This window comes from Candidatus Megaera polyxenophila (assembly GCF_029982035.1).
In the GTDB taxonomy this organism is placed as follows: domain Bacteria; phylum Pseudomonadota; class Alphaproteobacteria; order Rickettsiales; family Rickettsiaceae; genus Megaera; species Megaera polyxenophila.
In genome coordinates this window covers 536,120-558,997 of the sequence record NZ_CP104166.1, presented here as the reverse complement: position 1 = coordinate 558,997, position 22,878 = coordinate 536,120, and the positions used below count along the sequence as shown (strand labels likewise).

Below are 22,878 nucleotides of genomic sequence, written 5' to 3'. Positions count from 1 at the left end.
TTATCGATGTTTGTAATAATTACTGTTTCAGTTTTAATCGGTCTTATTTTTGCGCCTCTTGGCTGCCTTGTTTTATGGAAAAGATATGTATATTTTGGCGATGGTCTGGCTCATGCAAGTATGTTTGCAGGCATCGTAAGCGTAATGTCAGGATTACCTATTTTCTATGCTGGACTGCTTAGTAGCGGTCTGTTTGCCTTTATCATTTTTAAATTGCGCAGTAATTCCGGTAATAGCGCAGCAATCGGTTTAACCACAAGCATAATGATATCCTTAAGCTTGGTGCTAGCTTATTCTTACCCTGGTCAGATTAATATTACTAAATATTTAGTAGGGGATATTATTTCAGCGAGTGCCCAAGATATCAAATTATTATTCTTTATTCTTATAGTAGTTTTGATATTTTTTCTCTCTTCGTATAAAGACCTTGTTTTGATGATTTTAAGTAAGGATATTGCGGAATCAAGAGGAGTAAAAGTTAAATTTCTTGAACTAGCTTTTCTAGCCGTCCTCTCTTTTGCAGTGCTATCAACTATTAAGATTGTTGGAGCGTTGCTTGTTACTAGTATAATAGTCATTCCGGCAATGGTTGCCAGAATGGTTGCTAAGTCACCGGTGTCAATGATCGGCTTTGCTATCCTTTCTTCCTTAATGATGAATTTTATAGGAGGGATCTTGTCTTTCTATTTAGATATCCCTTTTGCTCCATCCATTATATTATCTGGAGGGTTTATATATTTTCTACTTTTACTTATCACGCACTTTAAAAAATTTTTATTTAAAACTAGTCACTAGATTCAGATAGAGAGGGACTAAATTTTTCTCCTAATATTTCTACTGGATTTTTTTCTAACTGTAAAAACGGAGAAAGTAATGAATCAGTTAAGGATTTAGCAAAAATATCCTCTGAAAATGGTTTGGAAGATATAAAACCTTTATCTTGTCCAAAACATAATTTTTTACGCAATGAACTATTCTTTAATGGTTTTGCCTTGAAAGAAGAAGGTTCAGGTGTAGGAAAAAAACTAGAACTACCAACTTCTTGTGTACGAGTATATATTTTAGGGTCTTCTAAAGCTCCTAGTTCTTTATCAATTATTTTATCAGGGGTAAATTCATCAGTAGTGGATTTAATTGTAATAAGTTTATTGATTTTTGTTAAACACCCTACTGAGTCTTTGTTATCCACTTTAATCACGCTATATCCGTTTTTTTTAGCAAGAAAACAATTTTTCTCATCATCATCAATTAAATATACCGATTGCTCTGTTGTTATTTCAAAATGATCCATAGCTTTTTTTATATGCTTTAATTTACCAGGATAAAGAGTAGATGAAGGCCCGTTGATGATTTTAACTTTATTAATTTCATCTTCCGTCAAGCCTAGCTTTTGTAAAGCCGGTTCTATTACCTCTGGATATTCTGATAAGGTGGTAATAGCTATTTTGTGGCCATGTTTGAGTGTCTTGCGTATGATAGGTAACAGATTAACAGGATCTCTTAAACAGTTATCCTCATCTGCTAAAAACTTGTCTATTAATTCTTTAGGTACTGATCCCGTAATATTCAGGGTATCAAAAAAATCGTGGGAATTACCCTTTATTATAGTGTTATCAAAATCCCAGCAAAATAAGTACTCCTTTTTTAAGAGGTCTGGCTTTATATACCCCAGTTCGGGATAAGGATTGCATAAATATATAGTAGATACAAGGGTTGCAAGATGGTGATGCCTGTGATAAAGCTCTTTTTTAACAAAAAATGGCAACCACAGGCATGAAAAAAGATATCACGGAATTGTACAGCTTTATAGATGATTTTTGCCAAATTTACTCTGGTTACGAAAAAAAGCAATTATTACCTGGCAATAAACAGCGAAATCGCTTATGTAGTATGAGCTTGAGCGAGATTATGACGATCATGGTAATGTATCATACGTCTCATGCAAAGAACTTTAAATATTTTTACAAAACTTGTATAGAGTATATCCACAAAAACGATTTTCCGAATGCCTTAAGTTATAACCGTTTTGTAGAACTAATGTCTAGATTATTTTTACCGTTTAATATACTTTTGCATATGTTATTTGGCGAAGAAACTGGCACATATTTTATGGATACTACCGCAATCAAAATCTGCCACAATAAAAGACGCTATAGGAATAAAACATTTGCTGGGCTTGCCAAGCAAGGCAAATCATCTATGGGCTTTTTTTATGGGTTTAAATTACATTTAGTGATCAACGAAAAAGGTGAATTTATCGCGCTAAAAATGACTAAGGGAAACGTAGATGATAGAGTTCCTGTGCTTGATCTAACAACGGATTTAACTGGTTTTATATACGCCGACAAAGGTTATATTAAGCAAAATCTATTCATTAATTTATATGAAAGAGGATTGAAAATGGTGCATGGAATTAAAAAGAATATGCCAAATAAATTAATGGATTTAAACGAAAAAATCTTACTACGCAAACGAAATATAATTGAAACTGTATTTGATTATTTAAAAAATAAAATGAACCTTGAACACACGAGACATAGATCACCAATCAATGCCTTTGTGCATATACTATCCACGTTTATATCATATTGCTTTAAAAAAAATAAACCTTCAATAAATTATAGTTTTGATTTATCTCTAAACTACGCGCTTATCCCGAACTGAGGTTATATAGAAAGAATCGCTAACTTCTGCTTCTGGGTTTATTATATACTTCTTTTTGCTCATGCAACTTATAGTTAAATAATAGTTAACATAAAACATTGTTTGCTTTTTGTAAAAGGAATTTTTATGTATATATTATATAATTTAATACAAACTTAAAGTTGTATAATACTGATACTAATATAAAACTTTTCTGTTCTAATGATTATTTAGATAAAAACTCTCTTGAAATTCTAGAAAAATTAACCGATTATTTATATTTATACTTGAAAGAAATAGAAAAATATATATAGTCATCCCTTAACATTTTTATAACCAGCACCACACCTCATATGCTAATACTTTTTATAGCTTTATACATGGTCTTCTCAATTATAATCGGATTATATTCTAGTCTAGGAGTAAGAAATTCCACTGATTATATCTTAGCAGGTAGAGCAATACCACTCTATATGACGGTTGCAACGGTATTTGCGACGTGGTTTGGCTCAGAATCCGTTGTTGGAATTCCTCCTGTTTTTATTAATGACGGTTTAAGGGGAATAATAGCTGAACCTATCGGCACTGGTTTTTGCCTTATAATAGTTGGTGTTTTTTATGCTGCCAGACTTTATCGGATGAAACTTGTAACCATCGGTGATTTTTATAGGCAACGATTTGGACGAGTAGTAGAAATGCTAGTGTCTTTAACTATATGCGCCAGTTATCTTGGATGGATGTCAGCACAGATAGTAGCACTTGGTTTAGTAATAAAACTTATTTTTAACGATGCGATTTGCTTTGAGCTTGCAATGCTGATAGGACTAGCCATAATCATGCTCTATACGATAGTGGGTGGAATGAAATCGTTGGTAGTGATGGATTTCATCCAAATGATATTGATTATAGTGGGGTTACTTGCTGTGGCAGTGTTAGTTGCCGGTCGTTTTGACGGAGGGGCAACTGAAATTATTTCGCATGCTGCGGCAAATAATAAATTTGATTTTTGGCCAGAAACAAATTTTCATGATACACTTGAATTTGTTGCAACTTTTTTGACTCTAGCTCTAGGGTCTGTTCCTCAGCAAGATGTTTTCCAGAGGGTAATGGCTTCTAAAGATGAACGTACAGCAGTTCTTGGCTCCACGATTGGTGGTGTCATATATATAATATTTTGTTTTGTGCCGATTTTTATCACATACGGTATTTCATTATTATCCCCAGGGATTTTTGAGCAGACGTTAGAAGCTGGAGGTGATCAGCAAAGGATTTTAGTAGACTATATATTTAAAGAAACTCCGGTGTTCTTACAAGTTCTGTTTTTTGGAGCTTTACTTTCGGCTATAATGTCAACTGCTTCCGGTACTCTGCTTGCTCCTTCAGCCTTGCTTGCGGAGAACATACTAAAAGATTCTCTGAAGCTTACGGATAGAGGGATCGTTTTAACATCAAGAATTGGAGTGTTTGTTTTTGGATTTTTAGTATATTTCTATTCCTACTTAAATGTAAGCGCAGGAGTTACCATATTAGAGATAATTAAAGGAGCATATCTTGTAACTTTATGTGGAGCATTTGTACCTTTAACATTTGGCGTTTACTGGAGTAAAGCAAATAACCACGGGGCAATATTATCTATTATTCTAGGTGTAGGTACGTGGGCAATACTGACTTTTCTTGAGGAAGATTATATACCGCCTCAATTAATTGGCCTTCTAATGGCTACGATTGGTATGATAGTAGGCAGCCTATCCTCAAAGTATTGGAAAAAACTAAAGACTAGCTCTGCATATTAATTGATTAAACCATAAAAAATAGTTGATTAATCGGCAAAATTAGTTCATATTGCTTTCCTAGGGGCGATTAGCTCAGTTGGTAGAGCATCTCGTTTACACCGAGACGGTCGGCAGTTCGAGTCTGTCATCGCCCACCAAATATTTTCCGTTTGCATTATGAGAGGTCTTAATGGTAAAAACTAATGCACACAAATTTGTTTTTGTTTTCTTAGGTTTAGCCATTACACTGGCTATTTTTTTGTTAGTTAAACCTTCTCCAGTATCCATAAAAAGCTTAGCAAGTTCCGTAGCTGAAATAAGCACGTTAAAATAAAACGTTAGGAAAAGCATTGAAAATAAGAGAGGCCACAGATAAAGATACCCCCGCTTTATTACCATTACTTGATGAACTTGGATATCCTGTATCATTTGAAGATTTTAATATAAGGTTTAAAAGGTTTTTGCAAAACCCAGGATATGGAGTGGCGTTATGTGAAATGGACAAACAGATTGCAGGATTAGTGGCTTGGTCTAGGAGCAGTCTTTTTGTTTCAGATAGCACTAGATTTCATATTGAGGGATTGGTAGTTGCTAGTCGCTATAGAGGACAAGGTATTGGAAAGATGCTTATGAAATTTGTCGAAGATATTGCAAAGGAAAGCAGCCCTGCTATTATTGATCTAACGTCGGGATTAAGACGTGCAAAAGCTGGTAGCCACGAATTTTATAAGAACCTTGGCTATAAAAACGAAGGATATATGGCCAAGCTATACTTGAGGAAGGAGTTATAATGGTATTTATCAAAATATTATAAAAATTAGCGATTCTCTCCATAAAAATAGCTATACCATTAGCCAATAAAAATTTTATTTTTTTATTAAAGCTAATCATGCTTTTCTTAGTGTTTATGTGCGTTAATTTAAACGGTGTAGACCGGTGAAAAAGAAAACTTCTATAAACATTACTCAGGAATACCAACATCCTGGGCTTTACGATTGTGAGTATGGAAATTTCACTGAGGATTTTGATATTTTTAGTAGCTATATTAATTCTGGACAAGTATTAGATTTAGCTTGTGGTACTGGAAGACTTACTATTGAGCTTGCCAAAAGAGGATTAGAATGTGTAGGAATAGATAAAAGTGTATCCATGTTGTCTATGGCGCAGGCAAAATCTAAAGCCTTAGGATTTGATATTTTCTACTTGCAAGAAGATATAAGAAAGTTTCAGCTAGAGCAAAAATTCAACCTTATAGCCATGGCAGGTAATAGTTTTCAGGCGTTATTGAACGAATCCGACCAAAGGAGTTGTTTGGCTTGTGTAAGCTGGCATCTGAAAAGATGCGGATTTTTTATTTTTAATACACGTAATACTGTGGCTGATGAAATGAAAACTTCAAGGGAATTTGAATACTGGCATGATTTTCTAGATGCTAATGGTAATAGAGTAAAGGTTTATGGAACGCAACATTATGATTCTTTCAATAATACTGTCTTATATACCACCAAAAGAGTATGGCAAACTCATCATACTCTAAGTAAAATTACTCTTAAATTTACAAATTTTCCCACCTTATTACATCTTTTAAATCAGGCAGGGTTTGAAATATTAGAGGTATACGGAAGTTTTTCTAGAGAACCATTTGATTCTAATAATTCCAAAGACATAATTATTGTTTCCAGGAAGAAATTGTAGCCTCAATAGTATTGTAAATTTTTCTTTGCAACACCAATCTTAATAATTACTAACATAAACATATTTTCTTGTATTGCAGTATAAGTTTTTTGTTACACTAATTTTAAGTGTACAATTAATAAATAAGATAAATTAATGACTAAGACGGGGAATTCTGAAAGAACTACTATTCCTGCGAAGGAAAGAACAGCTAAAGATCATGCTAAAGCTGTAGGTAATGGTCTATTAGGTGTGGGGGAGGCGCTATTGGGGGTAGGGATAATGGCTGGTACCGTAGCTCTTGTCGTAGTTAGTTTTGGTACTGCTTTAGTGGGACCAGGGGTTGGTGATCTTTTTGCAGCTGGAGCTTCTCTTACAGCCGACGGTGCTAGTAGAGTCAGCTCTCCTTATGGTAATAAACCACAACAAACACAACCTGTTTCCCAAATGGATGAAGAAGAGAGAAGGAAATTAGAGCAGGCCAAAGCGTTATCCAGATCACAAACTCGTGAACAAACAACTGCTATAGAACAAGGGCAATACGCCGGTAAATCAAATCCTGCTGGCGCTAAACAGACCCAAATGTCCGTACCAATAGCTGTAAAAGGAAGCCAAGTTGTTCAGTCACCGCGGCCTAAAGAATTTGAAGAAATGCCTCCTCCAAGGGGTATGGGAGCTGAATTGTTGCACAAAATTAAAAAGAATCCATGGAAAACTTTGGGAACAGCGTTGCTTGCTACGGCATTTCCAGCTGGTACTGTCATTGCTGGGGCTATTGCTGTTGGAGTGGTAGCAAAAAGCGGTTACGATTCCTATTCTAATAAGAAGGCAAGCCAAGGGAAAGCTGATTCACCTACCCCAAGAGGGATGGGTGCTGAACTGTTACATAAAATTAAAAAGAATCCATGGAAAACTTTGGGGACAGCGTTGCTTGCTACAGCATTTCCGGTAGGTACGGCTATCGCCGGTGCTGTTGCTGTGGGGGTGGTAGCAAAAAGTGTTTATGATGCTCATGTTAACAAGAAGGCAAGCCAAGGGAAAGCTGATTCACCTACCCCAAGAGGGATGGGTGCTGAATTGCTGCACAAAATTAAAAAGAATCCATGGAAAACGGTAGGAACAGCACTGCTTGCTACGGCGTTTCCAGTAGGTACGGCTATTGCTGGAGCTGTTGCTGTTGGGGTGGTAGCAAAAAGCGGTTATGATGCTTATGTTAATAAAAAAGCTGCGGCCACTATTAACCCTTCTGGTTATTCCAGCAACCCGTCTCAACCGGTTACCCATAAAAAATTATATGAACCAAAAATATCACCGCCTTCTACCCCTACTAGAAATCAAACTCATAACAAAAGTAGAAGCGGTATTCAATGACACCTTCCTAGTAATTCGCCTCTATTTACTTATCTCAAGTATTCCCAGACGTTTTTTTACTTTCGTTATTGCTTGCATCCAAACGTGCAATTTCAACTACTTTATCAAGATCTGTCTGGCTGCATATTCCAAGAAATACAGGATCACGCTGACGTATATTAGCCATATTCCAATGAGTGCGATTACGTACCGCATCTACTGTAGATTTTGTTGTACCGATTAGTTTTATTATGGTAGAATCTCTAATTTCAGGAAAGTTTTTTATTATCCAATAGATAGCATCAGGTTTATCCTGGCGTCTTGCGATAGGGGTATATTTAGCGCCTTTCTTCTTCGCCCTGGAAACTGTTTCGTAAGCATTACTCAGTTTTAACTGAAGTTTTGCATTGGAATCTTTACAACACCTTTCTATCTCTTCTTTATTCAATTGACCAGAAGTTATTGGATTATCCGCTATGACTCCCACTGCAACTTCTCCATCAGCAATGCCTTTGACTTCAAGTTCGTGCATACCGCAAAAATCAGCTATTTGTTTAAAAGTTAAAGTAGTATTATCAATAAGCCATATGGCAGTAGCTTTTGGCATTAAGGGAAGCTTTTTATTTTGTGTCATAGGTTCATTCCGTGCTTTTCCGGTTAAATATTGCTGCTGATTTGATTTAAGAAAATACTCTTTTTATGGAATAAAGTCAATTGCTCATCTCTAACCGGTATTGATCTATAAATATCCTATTTAAAAAACTATAATTTTTTTAAAAATTTGCTACAATAACGGCTCACAGCGGGTTATTAAATTGTTACTTAAAATAATTATGAAAACAATATTTTTTATTAAAATGCACGGCCTGGGTAATGATTTTGTCATTATTGAGGATTCCTTATTAGCTGATATTAAAGATATAAAAAGTTTTGTAATTAAAATTGCATGCAGGCATATTGGTATTGGCTGTGATCAATTTATAACTTATAAAAAAGATAATGATTCTATTTTTATGAATATCTTTAACCAGGATGGTTCAAAAGCTAAAGCTTGCGGTAATGCTTCGAGGTGCTTATCTCGTCTAATGTTTGACCGGTATGGTATTAAAAATACAACAATAAAAGTAGAGGGTAAAGAGATTACAGCCGAGTATTCCGATCCAGATAACATAACTGTCAATATGGGGACGGCAAATTTTGCTACAGATTGGATGCCCTCGCAGGAAAAATTATGGGAATTAGCTGAAAAATACAGAATAGAGCCAAAGGAAATGGTGTGCGTTGATATAGGAAATCCCCATCTTGTTATTTTTAGCAAGTTAGGTGATAAAGATAAAAAAATCTTTGGTAAAAATTTGCAGAAAAATGAATTATTTATTAATGGAGTAAATGTAAATTTTGCTCAAATCGATGATGATACTATAATTTTAAAAGTCTGGGAAAGAGGCACTGGTTTTACTATGGCTTGCGGAAGTGGTGCGTCTGCTAGTTTTGCAGCGGCTAATAAATTGGGGTTTGTGGATGATGAAGCAAAAGTCGCTTTTGAGCTTGGTACTTTAAAAATGAATAAAAAGAATAATCAGGTTTTGATGACTGGTTCTGCCTCATACGTTTTTGCAGGAGAGTATTATTATAATGGTATGGACCTACCCTAGTATACAGAATCTATAACAAATGTTATTGTTCTAGAATAGGAAATGAATCCTAAACAACAATAGAGAGGTCCACATGACAAATATTACTACAATAGGTATTGATATAGCAAAAAGAATTTTTCAGTTTCATGGTGTAGATAAAAATGGCAAGACTGTGTTGAAGAAAAAACTAATGAGGGATCAGGTATTAACTTTTATAGCTAATTTACCTAAATGTTTAGTAGGTATGGAAGCTTGTGGAGGTGCTAATTATTGGGCTAGAGAAATTAGCAAACTAGGGCACGAGGTAAAATTAATGGCGCCACAATTTGTAAAGCCATATGTAAAAACTAATAAAAACGACCAAGCTGATGCAGAAGCAATATGTGAAGCCGTATCAAGACCAAATATGAGATTTGTTCCGATTAAAAGTATAGAACAACAGGATATCTTATCAATTCATAGAGTAAGGGCTAGATTAGTAAAAAATCGTACTGCTCTTGCTAACGAGATCCGAGGGCTATTACATGAGTTTGGAATCATTATTCCTCAGGGTATAAATAAAATTACATCAAAGTTAACAGAGGTTCTAGACAGCGGGAAATTAAGTCCAATAAGTCAGCAAACTTTCAGTGATTTAAAAGAGGAATTTATCGAGAATGATAAGAAAATAAAATGCTTAGAAAGTAGACTAAAAATAATGGCTAGTGAATTAGATAAGTATCAACAAATAATTGCTATACCTGGTATAGGTTTAATTACAGCTACTGCCTTGATAGCATCTATAGGGAATGGTAGTTGTTTTGAGAATGGTAGGCAATTATCCGCATGGCTTGGATTAGTGCCAAGACAAGCTTCTAGTGGTGGTAAAGAGAAGCTGCTTGGAATCAGTAAAAGAGGTGATATATACTTACGTACATTATTAATTCAAGGAGCAAGAGCTGTACTTAATACAAAACTAAGATTTACTACTGAATCACAGAAAGCTAAAAAAGATTATAGCAAATTTGCACAATGGATGTTTAATTTATATGACAGGAGTGGGCATAACAAAACAGTTGTGGCTGTAGCTAATAAATTAGCCAGAATTGTATTTGCAGTGCTAAGCTCAGGTAACGATTATGTAGAGAATAAAGTGTGTAGTTAGGGGTAAGTGACATGGTGTTATTTACTCAAGTAGCTACTATAATTTCAGGAATATGCGAGAGGTGATAAACATTGATGGCAAAATAAGACAAATCTTATACTTACAAAAAAACTGTTTTACTCATGGGCTCAAACACGAAGCCGATATTATGATTATGTTAAGTTTGTAAGTGGCGAATTTCCATCAGGGCTGTAGAGTAAATGATTTAATAGAACTATTTACTTAACTATAAGTCGGATACATGACTGCATTTTGATTTTTTTGCTATTAATATTATTTATTTCTTGCATTATCGGGGAGGTCCATACATGAGTAAAAACCACGAGGTAATAACTTTTGGCTGTAGATTAAACAGTTATGAAAGTGAGATTATTAGGAATAATTTGACAAAATCGCACCTTACAAATGCTGTAGTTATTAATACTTGTGCGGTAACGAAAGAAGCTGAAAAACAAGCAAGACAGGCTATTCGAAAAATTAAAAGACAAGATCCTTCCAAAACTATTATAGTTACTGGGTGCGCCGCCCAGAACAGTCCGGAAATGTTTGCATCAATGAGTGAAGTAAGTAAAGTACTTGGGAACGAGGAAAAGCTCTCTAGCAGTAATTACTTTATTGATGAAAAGCGTATTGCTGTTAATGACATTATGTCAGTTAAAGAAACAGCCAATCATTTGGTAACAAGTTTTGAAGGAAAGGTAAGGGCCTTTATCCAGGTGCAAAACGGGTGTGATCACAGATGTACTTTTTGCATGATACCGTATGGTCGAGGGAACAGTAGATCTGTACCAATAGGAGTAATTGCTCAGCAGATACGGTTGCTCCTTGCTGAAAATTATCAGGAAATAGTTTTTACAGGAGTAGATGTTACAGCTTATGGAGCTGATTTACCTGGGAAACCTAGTTTTGCTCAAATGATAAGAAGGATATTTTCTCTAATACCTAATTTACAAAGGCTTCGCCTGTCGTCAATTGATGTTGCAGAAATTGATGACGAGCTTTTTAGCCTTTTTGCTCATAATCCGAAGATAATGCCTCATTTTCATATCAGCCTTCAAGCTGGAGATAATATGATTTTAAAAAGAATGAAACGTCGCCATAATAGAGAACAAATTGTAGAATTTTGTAATAAGCTTAGAGCACTTAGGCCAGAAGTATCTTTCGGAGCTGATATTATTGCCGGGTTTCCAACGGAAACTGAAGAAATGTTTGAAAATACAAGAAGACTCATCTCGGAAGCAGGGCTTCAATATTTGCATGTCTTTCCTTACTCCGAGAGGGAAGGAACTCCGGCTGCTAGGATGCCTCAAGTACCTAAACAAATCAGGAAAGAAAGAGCTGCGATTCTGCGAGCTGAGGGCATTCAAGAATTACATAAATTTTTTGCTCAAAATGTTGGTAAAGACGTAAACGTGTTAGTTGAAAAGAATAACATGGCTCATACTGAGAATTTTATCCCGGTAAAGCTTGAGGGTGAGTATGATATGGGTCAAATAATAAAAGCCAAATTATACTCTTTTGAAGCAGAATATATGATAGCAAAGGTAGCATAATGTACAATTTTAAGAAATTTGCCGTTGTCGGTAGTGGTAGTTGGGGTAGTGCAATTGCTGCCCATTTAGCAAGAATACATGAGTCAGTAGTTATATATTCAGATTCAAAAGAAATAGCAGATGAGATAAATAACAAAAAAACTAATACCAGATATCTTGAAGCTGTTACTTTACCAGCTAATTTAGTAGCAACGGATAAAATAGCAGAAATTACGAATTCTGAGGTAATATTTATTGTAGTGCCATCGCACGCATTCGGAAATGTGTTAGAAGAAATGAAAAAGCATTATGTTCCATTAACTACTGTTTTTGTGATAGCAACCAAGGGGGTTTCTTCAAATCCGCTAGAATTGCTTTCCGACCGGTTTAAAGGACATTTTGATAATTCTTTTGCTTTTTTTTCCGGTCCCAACTTTGCTAAAGAAGTAGCATTGGGAAAATTTAGCAGTGCGACAGTTTCTTCTCCTGATCTAGGCCTTGCAAATAACTTAGCTAAAAAATTATCTACACCGAGTTTTGAAATTTCTACTACAGAAGATATTATAACTGTCCAGATATCTTCCCTAGTTAAAAATATGGTAGCAATAAAAAGCGGCATTCTGGAAGCAAGTGGAGCTGGAGAAAATGCTAGGGCTTGGCTTATTACTAGAGCTTTACAGGAGGTATTGCATATTTCTTCTATAATTGGGGGAAAACAGGAAACTCTCCTCGAGCCAGCGGTAGTAGGTGATTTGATTTTAACAAGTTATTCTAAGACTTCTCGAAATACGAAATTTGGATTTGAACTTCATCAAAATAATTATTCTAAAGATTTTATTTCTTCTTATTCAACTTTGGTTGAAGGGCTTGAGGCTACAAAATTAATAAAACCATTTCTTTTAAAATATAATATCAAATTATCAGATTTGCCTATAATCAATTCTGTAGTAGAGGCAGTACAAAGAGTAAAGAGTTAGGATTGCAAAATAATGATTTACAGCCTGATAAAGGAATGCTAAAAGCCCGGCTATTTAGGTAATACGTTTTCAAAATAGCATCTCATTTTATATTTATAAAACTTCTAAAAATCTTGAAGGCATTTAAAACATACAAAATTCAGAGCAAAAATGAGCGGTTCAATTAAGTTATTATATCACTATATTGAAATATAAGAGTTATGGTAGTCCCTTTACCGACAATACTTTTTATATCAAATGTGCCGTTCATTAATTCAACTAGTTTCTTAGTTAAAGGTAGGCCAAGGCCCGTACCTTCATATTTTCTGCTAAGTTTATTATCTAGTTGGCCAAAAGAGGAAAGAGCTTTTGGGATATCCTGATCGCTCATACCGATACCGGTATCTGTTACAGAGATGTAAACTAATTTTTTTAAAACATCTTTTTTTACCGATAAAGTTACTGAACCTTCTGAAGGGGTAAATTTAACTGAGTTTGATAAAAGATTCAATAAAGCTTGTTTTAGCCTTTTTGGATCGGCCTTCATTACTATGTGTTCTTGAGGTAAATCTTCAATTAATTTGACATTGGCTTCATCAGCTCTTGGTTTTACAAACCTCAGGCTTGATAAAGCCAATTTGTTTAGATCAAGATCAATTAACTCTACTTTTAGTTTATCTACTGAAGCTTTTGAAAAATCTAAAATATCATTTATTACACTTAATAGATGCTTTCCAGAATTATTTATATCATTTATATAATCTTTATATTGGGTGTTTTCTAATTTTCCGTAAGTCTCAGATAAAATCATTTCTGAAAACCCGATAATTGCGTTGAGTGGAGTACGTAATTCATGGCTTACATTTGCTAGGAATTGAGTTTTAGCAGAGCTTTCAGTCTCTGCTTTAACTTTTGCTTCCTCTAATTCTCTGTTAGTTTCAAATTGTTTATTAATAATTTTTTGAGCATAGTTTGTGTTATACATAACAATAATAAAAAATACTAACAAGATAAGCCACCTATCGGTGGCAGCTTAAAAGAAGATACCCTTGACCGATAAATATTTATGGAGGATTATAATACTGGTATTTGATTTGTTTTAACTTGAGTTATAAAGACTGAATGTTAGACATACATAAGATAATATATAATTGAGTTATGAGTAACTTGCACTCTGAGCAGCATTTGGTCAATGAATTAGCGGTAAAAACTCTTAAGGCCATTTCTAAAGAGCAAGCAATTCCTTACAGCAGGATCAAAAAGATTTTTTCCGAAGGAGATAAGGAAATAGCCAAGGCTTTCTGGATAATGTTGCGAAAAATATCTCCCAATCATAAGTATAATTCTGTTTACTATTGCCCTGATTGTAAAGAATTTGATTTAGAACGCAAAGGAAGAAAGATTCCTTGGTAAGAAAACATTAACTATAAGTAATTTATGGAAATAGTCGGTAAAGGAATATCTATAAAACATATTTTTCTAGACCGTGGTAATTGGTCTCGATTTCGCTAAAAAATACGGCAAGCTAAGATACGGCATTATTTTCAACGTCACTAAAGTTATATCGTGTGGAACGAAATATTTAGGATTTAAACGTTATAGCTGCCGTGATTGTAACCGCAATAAATCGGTAGCATTCAGCTGTAAAGGTAGGTTTTGTTCTCGTTGTGGTAAGAAACAAACGGATCAATGGGTGAGTAAGGCTAGCAATGTTCTACCAAAAACACGATGGCAGCACATTACATTTACAATGCCGGACTCTTTATGGCCGATATTTTGGCTCAATCGTGATCTGTTTGGATTGATTTCCGGTATTGCAGCAGGAATTATTAAGGAGATAGCTACAAAGAAAAATCTTGTGGTTGGTATATTTACTGCCTTACACACTTTCGGTAGAGATTTAAAACGCAATGTTCATATCCATTTATCGGTTACTTGCGGCGGTATAAATAGCAAAGGCAAGTGGCAAAAATTATTTTTTCCTGCCGAACCTATTAAAAAAATGTGGAGACATAGAGTCCTTGAGTTATTTCGCTTTCAATATATCTCAAGTAATTTGAAGTTGCCGTCCGCATATCAAAATGCTGAGAATTTTAATAACTGGATGAGTAGTTTATACGAAATCAGTTGGTATGTTTATTTACAAAAACCATCGGATGATCATAAACGCAACATAGAATATTTAGGGCGGTATATAAAACGCCCCCTATTTCCGAGACAAGAATAGAAAATTACGACGGAAAGCAGGTAACGTTTAAATTTCTTGATCACTATAATAATACAATTGATCGCATAACTATGCCCGTGATGCAGTTCATAGCTAGTCTGATTATGCATATACCAGATCGTTATTTTCGAATGATTAGGTATTACGGTTTTTTATCTAATAGAACTAGGGGCGTACAATTACCTATCGTATATAAGGCAATTAATCAAATCGTTCATAAGAAAACTAAGCTCATTAGTTGGAGATTAATGATTTGGTTGAATTTTAAAATAGATCCTCTGTTTTGCTATAATTGCAATAAATGTATGAATCTGCGGCAAGTTTATTACGGTTTATCTCCGCCATTGTTATTAATAAGAACCAATGAATTATTATCAACGCCTAGATAACATCATTATGGCGAACACTTCTTTCACGTCTTGGCCACATAATTTGTAAAACTGAACCTATTTTTAGATAGATTCTGGCAGAGATTTTTGTAAAAGTGTTGATAATTTCTAATATTGTGGCTGGTAACTACATATTTATTAAACGAATTTTTAAAAAGCTGATTGATGATTTTTCTGGTTGCAAATTTTGAATTTCCTATACTAAAATATAACAATAAAACTTATAAATATTCTTTTCTCAAGATAAGCAATATTGTTCCACTGATCTGTTATATCAGTTGTAATTTCAACAATACCATCTACGTTAAATTCTCCATTTTCAGAATCAATAATAGGAATATAAGTAATTATATAAGATATTTCATTTTCTAAACCATCTTGATCAGTAACCATAGCTCTCGAAACTAGTATATTTCTAGTTTTACCTCTCATAGCTTCCATTAATGGATTTTTAGCAAAATATGAATTTAAAAAGTATTTGTCTAAAATTAGAATAAATTTACTATATAAATAAGTGCTATCATTTAATTTAACATTTAAAAAGTCGTTAGACTGGCTTTCAATAAATTTTCTACCATTCTTATCGTATAAAGATATATTAGTCTTTAATTCATTGAAAAATTGGGAAGATTTTTTAGCAAATTGGATAAAATCTTGATCGGTCATTAACGATTCAAAATTTCGGTTTTTTAGTTTAAGTACGGCGCTTTTATTATTAGCCCATATTTTATAGTATAGGAATTTCAAAATTTGTAACCAGAAAAATTGTTAATCAAAACTTTGAAAATTCGTTTAATAAAATGTAGTTACAAGCCACAATATTAGAAATTATCAACACTTTTATAAAAATCTCTGCCAGAATCTATCTAAAAATAGGTTCAGTTTTACAAATTATGTGGCTAAGACGTGAAAGAAGTGTTCGCCATAATGATGTTATCTAGGCGTTGATAATAATTCATTGATTCTTATTAATAACAATGGCGGAGATAAACCGTAATAAACTTGCCGCAGATTCATACATTTATTGCAATTATAGCAAAACAGAGGATCTATTTTAAAATTCAACCAAATCATTAATCTCCAACTAATGAGCTTAGTTTTCTTATGAACGATTTGATTAATTGCCTTATATACGATAGGTAATTGTACGCCCCTAGTTCTATTAGATAAAAAACCGTAATACCTAATCATTCGAAAATAACGATCTGGTATATGCATAATCAGACTATTAACCCACCAATTAAATACCCGACTTAGGCGGCATATTTTACTTCTTTCGCCTGAAATAATCTTTTGATATGTTCTGGGTTATTTTGCAGAGTCCTTAGGTAAGATTTTAAATTCCCTTGGAGTTCAGATTTTGTAAGAGGTATATGTTTCCTATTTACATTTCTTTTTAAATCGTTGTTTAAATATTCATCCGGATTATGTTGCGGAGTATACGGAGGCAGAAAAAATAAAGAAATTTTCTTTTTATGTTTCCGAGTCCATATTTGTACTTTTTTGCTATGATGAACCTTGAGATTATCTAGGATTAAGAAGATTTTTTTCTTGGAGTATTTTACCAACCTCCGTAAAAATTCTATAAATACATTTGTTTTTAGTGTCTCTTCGTACAGCATAAACCTTAGCTTACCGTTATTTGTAACAGTGGATATCATGTTTATACTAAATCTCTTCGATTTATGAATCACAACAGGGGTTTTTCCTTTTAAAGAATAGCTTTGTAATACCTGACACTCTTGTTTTATCCCTACTTCGTCGCACCAATGTATTTCTGCCTTTTCATATTCTGCTTGCTTGGCTATTGACGGATATTCTTCATCTAACCAAAATTGAACCCTTTTGGGTTGCTGCTCATATGCTAACTTCTTTGGCTTTTGTGCAGTATACCCCCATCTTCTTAAATATTCGCCTATTGTACTTAGGGGAAGAAAAAATCCACAATGTTTTTTGATGAGTGCATTAACTGATTTTCTTGACCATAATGCTGATTTGATATTGTGATCTTCTGGTCTAGAGATATTTACGTACCCTTGTATTATTTTACTTTGATCTTCGGTTATAAGCCTTTTCTCTCCTATCTTTCTACCTCTTAACTTCCCACTAATTGCGTACTTGTCGCCTCTCTTTTCCCTCCTTACCCATTCATTTACTGTCTGGCGACTCACTCCTATTAATTCACCTACCGACGATTGACTCTCTCCTCTTTTTACTAGTTTTAGAGCAATCTTTCTCATCGACGCTTGTGCGCTTATTGATAATTTCCTAAAATCTTCACTTTTTGACATTATTGCATTATACAAATTCCTTCCTTCTTGGCAATAGTTATGTCGGGTATTTAATTGGTGGGTTAATAGCTATGAACTGCATCACGGGCATAGTTATGCGATCAATTGTATTATTATAGTGATCAAGAAATTTAAACGTTACCTGCTTTCCGTCGTAATTTTCTATTCTTGTCTCGGAAATAGGGGGCGTTTTATATACCGCCCTAAATATTCTATGTTGCGTTTATGATCATCCGATGGTTTTTGTAAATAAACATACCAACTGATTTCGTATAAACTACTCATCCAGTTATTAAAATTCTCAGCATTTTGATATGCGGACGGCAACTTCAAATTACTTGAGATATATTGAAAGCGAAATAACTCAAGGACTCTATGTCTCCACATTTTTTTAATAGGTTCGGCAGGAAAAAATAATTTTTGCCACTTGCCTTTGCTATTTATACCGCCGCAAGTAACCGATAAATGGATATGAACATTGCGTTTTAAATCTCTACCGAAAGTGTGTAAGGCAGTAAATATACCAACCACAAGATTTTTCTTTGTAGCTATCTCCTTAATAATTCCTGCTGCAATACCGGAAATCAATCCAAACAGATCACGATTGAGCCAAAATATCGGCCATAAAGAGTCCGGCATTGTAAATGTAATGTGCTGCCATCGTGTTTTTGGTAGAACATTGCTAGCCTTACTCACCCATTGATCCGTTTGTTTCTTACCACAACGAGAACAAAACCTACCTTTACAGCTGAATGCTACCGATTTATTGCGGTTACAATCACGGCAGCTATAACGTTTAAATCCTAAATATTTCGTTCCACACGATATAACTTTAGTGACGTTGAAAATAATGCCGTATCTTAGCTTGCCGTATTTTTTAGCGAAATCGAGACCAATTACCACGGTCTAGAAAAATATGTTTTATAGATATTCCTTTACCGACTATTTCCATAAATTACTTATAGTTAATGTTTTCTTACCAAGGAATCTTTCTTCCTTTGCGTTCTAAATCAAATTCTTTACAATCAGGGCAATAGTAAACAGAATTATACTTATGATTGGGAGATATTTTTCGCAACATTATCCAGAAAGCCTTGGCTATTTCCTTATCTCCTTCGGAAAAAATCTTTTTGATCCTGCTGTAAGGAATTGCTTGCTCTTTAGAAATGGCCTTAAGAGTTTTTACCGCTAATTCATTGACCAAATGCTGCTCAGAGTGCAAGTTACTCATAACTCAATTATATATTATCTTATGTATGTCTAACATTCAGTCTTTATAACTCAAGTTAAAACAAATCAAATACCAGTATTATAATCCTCCATAAATATTTATCGGTCAAGAGTATCTTCTTTTAAGCTGCCACCGATAGGTGGCTTATCTTGTGTTTATATATTTCAGCAATCCTAGCATTTTGGTCGGAAATTTGCTTAATTACAACCTCTTCTATCATGAAGTATCTATATAGCACTATGTTTGCTATTATGTTTAAAAATAACCCAATAAATGATAATCTAATTATATGTTTATTCTGAATCATTTAACGTTCAAACTATAGTATATTGTTGGTTGAGGTTATTCCTAGCATCTTAAGAATAACAGAGTCCTACTAATAGCTCTAGACTTAAAAAACAATACCAAAAAAATTTCTCTAGAAATGCACAAACAGTTGCAAACTAGTTGTTTAGCCAAAAAAATAATTTTTTAAATTGACTGTTATGCTGTATTAGCATATACCAGGTTAGTACTTTATAGTACTTTAGTAGTCAGTTATGGCTTATTAGGTGTTGTTGAGAATTTTTAAAAGACTATTTAGTTAAGTATGAGCGTATTAAAAATTTTTACAGATTATCGGCATTTGCAAATTTTTATTTTAGCAATTTTTAGCGCAATGCCTCTTGGTATATTATATAGGGTTATTTCAGCGTGGTTAACGGAAGAGCAAATTGCTCTTGCAGTAATAACTACCTTTTCAATATCTAAAATATTTTATTCATTAAAATTCTTGTGGGCTCCTATTATTGACCAGATAAAGATACCAGTATTAGGGAAAATTGGTCATCGAAAAAGCTGGATGATTTTATGCGCAGGTGCTCTAGCTTTTATTTTATTTTCTATGAGTAAAGTAGATCCACAGAATTCCCTTGCCGAATTATACGTTTTAGTTATCGCTCTGGGGGTGCTCTCAGCTACTTTTGATATTATTTTCGACGCTTTTAGGATAGATATTTTAGAAAAGGAAATGCAAGCTATAGGTGCTGCAAATACTATATTTGGCTATAGAATAGGATTAATAATAATATCCTCCGGTGCATTTTATTTCTCTGAGTTATATGGATGGGCAAAAGTATTTTCTATTATAGCCCTGTCATATTTTGCTGTAATCTTTTACATTTTATCGCTGAATGAACCTGTCATAATCCGTGATAAATTTAATGCTTTTTCCCTACATTCTTGGAAAGTGATGACGCTTGACCCATTTATTGATTTTTTTAAAAGGGAGGGGGCAATTGCAATATTACTGGCTATCATTTTCTTTAAGCTGGGCGATGCAATGCTAGGGGTAGTAGCTATGCCCTTTTACCTTGAATTAGGTTTTACAAAAAGTGAAATTGGTTTTGTATCAGGGACATTTGGGGTGTTTGCAACTATTGTCGGAACTTACCTTGGCGGTTACATAATGTACTGTGTAGGCAGTTTTAAGGGAATGATAATAACCGCCGTTGCTCAAAGTATTACTAATGCTTCTTTCATTTGGTTAAACCATATGGGTCATGATATTAATGCTTTTATGGTTGCAATTGCTATTGAAAATGTTGCCGGAGGTATGGGAATGGGAGCTTTAGTCGGATACTTAAGTGTGCTATGTAATAAAAAATTCTCTGCCACGCAATATGCTTTATTTAGCAGTGCTTCTGGCTTATTCAGCCATACCATAGTTATTTATGGGGGGAGCATAGTTGAGCAAGTAGGATGGGATTTATATTTCTTCGGGACAATTATCTTGGCTATCCCTGGCATTTTAATTCTCACATACTTAAAAAATAAATATGAGAATAAATAATTTATTTTGCTGTAAATAACAATGTGTTAGGATAATCTTCGCAAAGGTTGATCTTAAACTGAAAAAATTTTGGAGAGTTGCAATCTTTATGCTGTTAAAATTTAAATATTTTATAGCTATACCTGTTTTTCTAGTTATTTTTAGCCTGCAATTGAATCTATCAGAAGCAGCGAGGAAAAAATCACAAACAAGGGCTAGTGGCCCAGTTCAAACAAGCCTAATAGTCGATGGTAAAACGGGAATGATATTGCATTCCCATAATCAAAATGTAAAGGTTTATCCTGCTTCTCTTACTAAAGTTATGACTTTATATATGTTATTTGAAGCATTAGAAGCCGGTAAATTTTCCTTGAATGATAAATTATATGTATCCCAGAACGCTACGAAAGCTCATCCATCAAAGTTACATTTGAAAGCTGGGGAGCAAATCAGCGTTAGAGAAGCGATTCTCGCATTAATTGTTAAATCTGCAAATGATGCAGCTATAGTTGTGGCTGAAAATGTTGCCGGTTCAGAACAAAAGTTTGCTAAATTAATGAATATACGTGCTAAACAATTAGGAATGAAAAACAGCTTTTTTACTAATGCTTCGGGATGGCATCACCCAGATCAAAAAACTACTCCGATTGATTTAGCCAAGCTATCTATCGCTATAAAAAGGGATTTTCCTAAATATTACGGTTTTTTTGCAAGAACAAGTTTTAAGTTTAAGGGTAAACAAATAAATGGACATAATAGGCTTACAGCTAACTATCCTGGTGCGGAGGGACTTAAAACCGGCTTTACTAATCCTGCTGGGTGTAATTTAATTACGGTGGCTACAAGAAATGGTAAAACCCTTGTAGGAGTTGTCACCGGGAGTAGCAAGGCTATTCATCGGGACAGAAAAATGGCGAGCTTACTTGATAAGCATTTTGGCATAAAAAACGACACTTTAAAAACTAAGAAAGCAGCAAAAAGCAAAATAAAATTAGCGAGTAGTAAAGAGACGTAAAAACACTTGAAGTCTTTATTTTGTTTCAACAAAAATTTTATATAAAAATGGAAAAAGCAAGAGACGGTGCTGCTTTAAACAAAAGTAAAAAAGAAGATAAAATTTTAAGACTCTCTTCAGCTCTAAAAAATAACTTATTAAGAAGAAAATCAAAAAGTAAACCCAGGAAACAAGAGACTCAAAAAGAAATAACATAACCTTCCTGGCTTATTGGATTTTGTTACAAAAATTATATAACCGCATGGGAAGTAGGAAGTATTTAATTTACTTAACGCCAGTTTAGGATAAAAAAGGATGAGAATTGCTCAAATTACGAGGTGTTAAGGTAGATTTTTTAACAGCATAACCAGTAATACAAGCGGGCATGCCTCAGAAAATTAATAAGCAACCTATGCTTTGAATGTTCTAAGCTTATATGGTTTTTAGTACATTAAATATCGAGTCAATTAGTGAGATTTTTATGTAGTTAAGTGGGATAAGGTTAACTACATAAACAAAATTTTATACCCTAACTTCTTTAAACTCTCCAGATTTTAAGTTTCCGAGGTCGTATTTACCGTATTTAACCCTAATCAAGCGGTTTACTTTCAGAGAAAAATATTCAAAAATCTTTCTAATTTCCCGATTTTTTCCTTCAGTTAATATTACCTCAAACCATGAATTTGTTCCACCTTCTGAAATTAATCTGATCGATTTGGGTGTATAAGTTATATTATCAATTGTCAGTGGGCGAGACTTATTATGTATAATATAGGTAATTAAACTTGAAACTTTACCATGTGCGCGTACTTTGTAAACCCTTGCAAAATTGTTTTTCGGTGATTCAAGTTCTTGGGCTAAAGTGCCACTATTTGTAAGCAATAACAGGCCCTCGCTGTTTAAATCCAATCTACCTACGGAAATTACTCGAGGTAAGTAAGGCTTTAAAGCTTCGAAAACTGTGGGTCTGTTTTGGGGATCGTGGTGAGTGGTAATCAAGCCTACTGGTTTATAATACAACCAAAGCCTTGTTTGCTCTATTAGGCTTATTATTTTTCCATCTATCTCTACGACATTTTCTGGAGTAACGGTGATTACTGGAGTGTTTATGGTTTGTCCATCTATTCTGATTCGTCCTTGGAGAACCATTTTTTCAGCCTGCCGTCTTGAACAAATTCCTGCCGCCGCAATAAATTTTGCTATTCGGCCGGAGATAAATTTGCTCATA

22 protein-coding genes, 1 tRNA gene and 2 pseudogenes are annotated in these 22,878 nt (G+C 34.2%); 16 read left to right on the top strand and 9 right to left on the bottom strand.

Annotation, left to right across the window (positions count from 1 at the left end):
- The first annotated feature begins 6 nt into the window (after window positions 1-6).
- Window positions 7-795 carry a metal ABC transporter permease gene (locus N3Z16_RS02910; protein ID WP_282486673.1) on the top strand — a complete coding sequence of 263 codons (789 nt, stop codon included), beginning with the start codon at window positions 7-9 and terminating at the stop codon, window positions 793-795.
- On the opposite strand, the gene N3Z16_RS02905 is transcribed toward N3Z16_RS02910, so the two are convergent.
- On the bottom strand, window positions 785-1,765 hold the full coding sequence (locus N3Z16_RS02905) for a hypothetical protein (protein ID WP_282486672.1): 981 nt from the start codon (window positions 1,763-1,765) through the stop codon (window positions 785-787). The two genes, N3Z16_RS02910 and N3Z16_RS02905, sit on opposite strands and share 11 nt — an antisense overlap.
- 8 nt (window positions 1,766-1,773) lie before the next feature.
- Here N3Z16_RS02905 and N3Z16_RS02900 point away from each other — a divergent pair, with 8 nt between their 5' ends.
- The 6 genes from N3Z16_RS02900 (at window position 1,774) to N3Z16_RS02875 (ending at window position 7,460) form a co-directional block, all read left to right on the top strand.
- Window positions 1,774-2,664: an IS982 family transposase gene (locus N3Z16_RS02900; protein ID WP_341850339.1), complete on the top strand. Its 891-nt coding sequence runs from the start codon at window positions 1,774-1,776 to the stop codon at window positions 2,662-2,664.
- A 332-nt stretch (window positions 2,665-2,996) separates the two neighbouring features.
- On the top strand, window positions 2,997-4,436 hold the full coding sequence (locus N3Z16_RS02895) for a high affinity choline transporter 1 (RefSeq protein WP_341850335.1): 1,440 nt from the start codon (window positions 2,997-2,999) through the stop codon (window positions 4,434-4,436).
- 61 nt (window positions 4,437-4,497) lie between these two features.
- A tRNA-Val gene (locus N3Z16_RS02890) sits at window positions 4,498-4,573 on the top strand.
- A gap of 192 nt (window positions 4,574-4,765) precedes the next feature.
- A complete protein-coding gene (locus N3Z16_RS02885) occupies window positions 4,766-5,206 on the top strand; it encodes a GNAT family N-acetyltransferase (protein ID WP_223938725.1) in 441 nt (146 codons plus the stop codon).
- A 145-nt stretch (window positions 5,207-5,351) separates the two neighbouring features.
- Window positions 5,352-6,110, top strand: a complete 759-nt coding sequence (locus tag N3Z16_RS02880) for a class I SAM-dependent DNA methyltransferase (protein ID WP_223938723.1) — start codon at window positions 5,352-5,354, stop codon at window positions 6,108-6,110.
- Between the two features lie 135 nt (window positions 6,111-6,245).
- The gene (locus N3Z16_RS02875; RefSeq protein WP_282486670.1) at window positions 6,246-7,460 is read left to right on the top strand and encodes a hypothetical protein; all 1,215 of its coding nucleotides are present in this window, start codon (window positions 6,246-6,248) and stop codon (window positions 7,458-7,460) included.
- Window positions 7,461-7,494: 34 nt separating this feature from the next.
- Here the strand turns inward: N3Z16_RS02875 and N3Z16_RS02870 are convergent, their stop codons facing one another.
- Window positions 7,495-8,073 (bottom strand): cell cycle transcriptional regulator TrcR, encoded by a 579-nt coding sequence (locus tag N3Z16_RS02870; RefSeq protein ID WP_282486669.1) that lies wholly within the window; start codon window positions 8,071-8,073, stop codon window positions 7,495-7,497.
- 196 nt (window positions 8,074-8,269) lie between these two features.
- Here N3Z16_RS02870 and dapF point away from each other — a divergent pair, with 196 nt between their 5' ends.
- The 4 genes from dapF to N3Z16_RS02850 all read left to right on the top strand — a co-directional run bounded on the left by dapF (window position 8,270) and on the right by N3Z16_RS02850 (window position 12,729).
- The gene (gene dapF / locus N3Z16_RS02865) at window positions 8,270-9,094 is read left to right on the top strand and encodes a diaminopimelate epimerase (protein WP_282486944.1); all 825 of its coding nucleotides are present in this window, start codon (window positions 8,270-8,272) and stop codon (window positions 9,092-9,094) included.
- 73 nt (window positions 9,095-9,167) lie between these two features.
- Window positions 9,168-10,220 carry an IS110 family RNA-guided transposase gene (locus tag N3Z16_RS02860; protein WP_282485577.1) on the top strand — a complete coding sequence of 351 codons (1,053 nt, stop codon included), beginning with the start codon at window positions 9,168-9,170 and terminating at the stop codon, window positions 10,218-10,220.
- Between the two features lie 308 nt (window positions 10,221-10,528).
- The gene (gene mtaB / locus N3Z16_RS02855) at window positions 10,529-11,773 is read left to right on the top strand and encodes a tRNA (N(6)-L-threonylcarbamoyladenosine(37)-C(2))-methylthiotransferase MtaB (RefSeq protein WP_282486667.1); all 1,245 of its coding nucleotides are present in this window, start codon (window positions 10,529-10,531) and stop codon (window positions 11,771-11,773) included.
- Window positions 11,773-12,729, top strand: a complete 957-nt coding sequence (locus N3Z16_RS02850; protein WP_282486665.1) for an NAD(P)H-dependent glycerol-3-phosphate dehydrogenase — start codon at window positions 11,773-11,775, stop codon at window positions 12,727-12,729. Before mtaB ends, N3Z16_RS02850 begins: the two co-directional genes overlap by 1 nt.
- 163 nt (window positions 12,730-12,892) lie before the next feature.
- Here N3Z16_RS02850 and N3Z16_RS02845 read toward each other — a convergent pair.
- Window positions 12,893-13,723: pseudogene (locus N3Z16_RS02845) on the bottom strand (sensor histidine kinase); the annotation flags it as partial.
- A gap of 143 nt (window positions 13,724-13,866) precedes the next feature.
- On the opposite strand from N3Z16_RS02845, the gene N3Z16_RS02840 reads away from it, so the two are divergent.
- Window positions 13,867-14,121, top strand: coding sequence for a hypothetical protein (locus N3Z16_RS02840; protein WP_282485543.1), 255 nt, complete (start codon window positions 13,867-13,869; stop codon window positions 14,119-14,121).
- Window positions 14,122-14,194: 73 nt separating this feature from the next.
- Window positions 14,195-15,324, top strand: a pseudogene (locus N3Z16_RS02835) (IS91 family transposase).
- A gap of 201 nt (window positions 15,325-15,525) precedes the next feature.
- On the opposite strand, the gene N3Z16_RS02830 reads toward N3Z16_RS02835, so the two are convergent.
- From N3Z16_RS02830 to N3Z16_RS02805, 5 genes are all read right to left on the bottom strand, one after another.
- Entirely contained in the window at window positions 15,526-15,990 is a 465-nt protein-coding gene (locus tag N3Z16_RS02830; protein ID WP_282486663.1) for a hypothetical protein, read from the bottom strand.
- A gap of 587 nt (window positions 15,991-16,577) precedes the next feature.
- Complete coding sequence (locus N3Z16_RS02820; protein WP_282485609.1) at window positions 16,578-17,615, bottom strand: IS630 family transposase; 1,038 nt, start codon at window positions 17,613-17,615, stop codon at window positions 16,578-16,580.
- A 162-nt stretch (window positions 17,616-17,777) separates the two neighbouring features.
- Window positions 17,778-18,518: an IS91 family transposase gene (locus N3Z16_RS02815; RefSeq protein ID WP_282485544.1), complete on the bottom strand. Its 741-nt coding sequence runs from the start codon at window positions 18,516-18,518 to the stop codon at window positions 17,778-17,780.
- A gap of 73 nt (window positions 18,519-18,591) precedes the next feature.
- Window positions 18,592-18,846 (bottom strand): hypothetical protein, encoded by a 255-nt coding sequence (locus N3Z16_RS02810; protein WP_282485543.1) that lies wholly within the window; start codon window positions 18,844-18,846, stop codon window positions 18,592-18,594.
- A gap of 121 nt (window positions 18,847-18,967) precedes the next feature.
- Window positions 18,968-19,153: a hypothetical protein gene (locus tag N3Z16_RS02805; protein WP_282486661.1), complete on the bottom strand. Its 186-nt coding sequence runs from the start codon at window positions 19,151-19,153 to the stop codon at window positions 18,968-18,970.
- A gap of 282 nt (window positions 19,154-19,435) precedes the next feature.
- Here N3Z16_RS02805 and N3Z16_RS02800 point away from each other — a divergent pair, with 282 nt between their 5' ends.
- The 3 genes from N3Z16_RS02800 to N3Z16_RS02790 all read left to right on the top strand — a co-directional run bounded on the left by N3Z16_RS02800 (window position 19,436) and on the right by N3Z16_RS02790 (window position 21,868).
- Entirely contained in the window at window positions 19,436-20,677 is a 1,242-nt protein-coding gene (locus tag N3Z16_RS02800; protein WP_223938713.1) for an AmpG family muropeptide MFS transporter, read from the top strand.
- A gap of 88 nt (window positions 20,678-20,765) precedes the next feature.
- The gene (locus tag N3Z16_RS02795; protein ID WP_223938711.1) at window positions 20,766-21,671 is read left to right on the top strand and encodes a D-alanyl-D-alanine carboxypeptidase family protein; all 906 of its coding nucleotides are present in this window, start codon (window positions 20,766-20,768) and stop codon (window positions 21,669-21,671) included.
- A gap of 47 nt (window positions 21,672-21,718) precedes the next feature.
- The gene (locus N3Z16_RS02790) at window positions 21,719-21,868 is read left to right on the top strand and encodes a hypothetical protein (protein ID WP_282486657.1); all 150 of its coding nucleotides are present in this window, start codon (window positions 21,719-21,721) and stop codon (window positions 21,866-21,868) included.
- Window positions 21,869-22,172: 304 nt separating this feature from the next.
- Here N3Z16_RS02790 and N3Z16_RS02785 read toward each other — a convergent pair whose 3' ends face one another.
- A complete protein-coding gene (locus N3Z16_RS02785; RefSeq protein ID WP_282486655.1) occupies window positions 22,173-22,877 on the bottom strand; it encodes a pseudouridine synthase in 705 nt (234 codons plus the stop codon).
- Window position 22,878 lies beyond the last annotated feature (1 nt).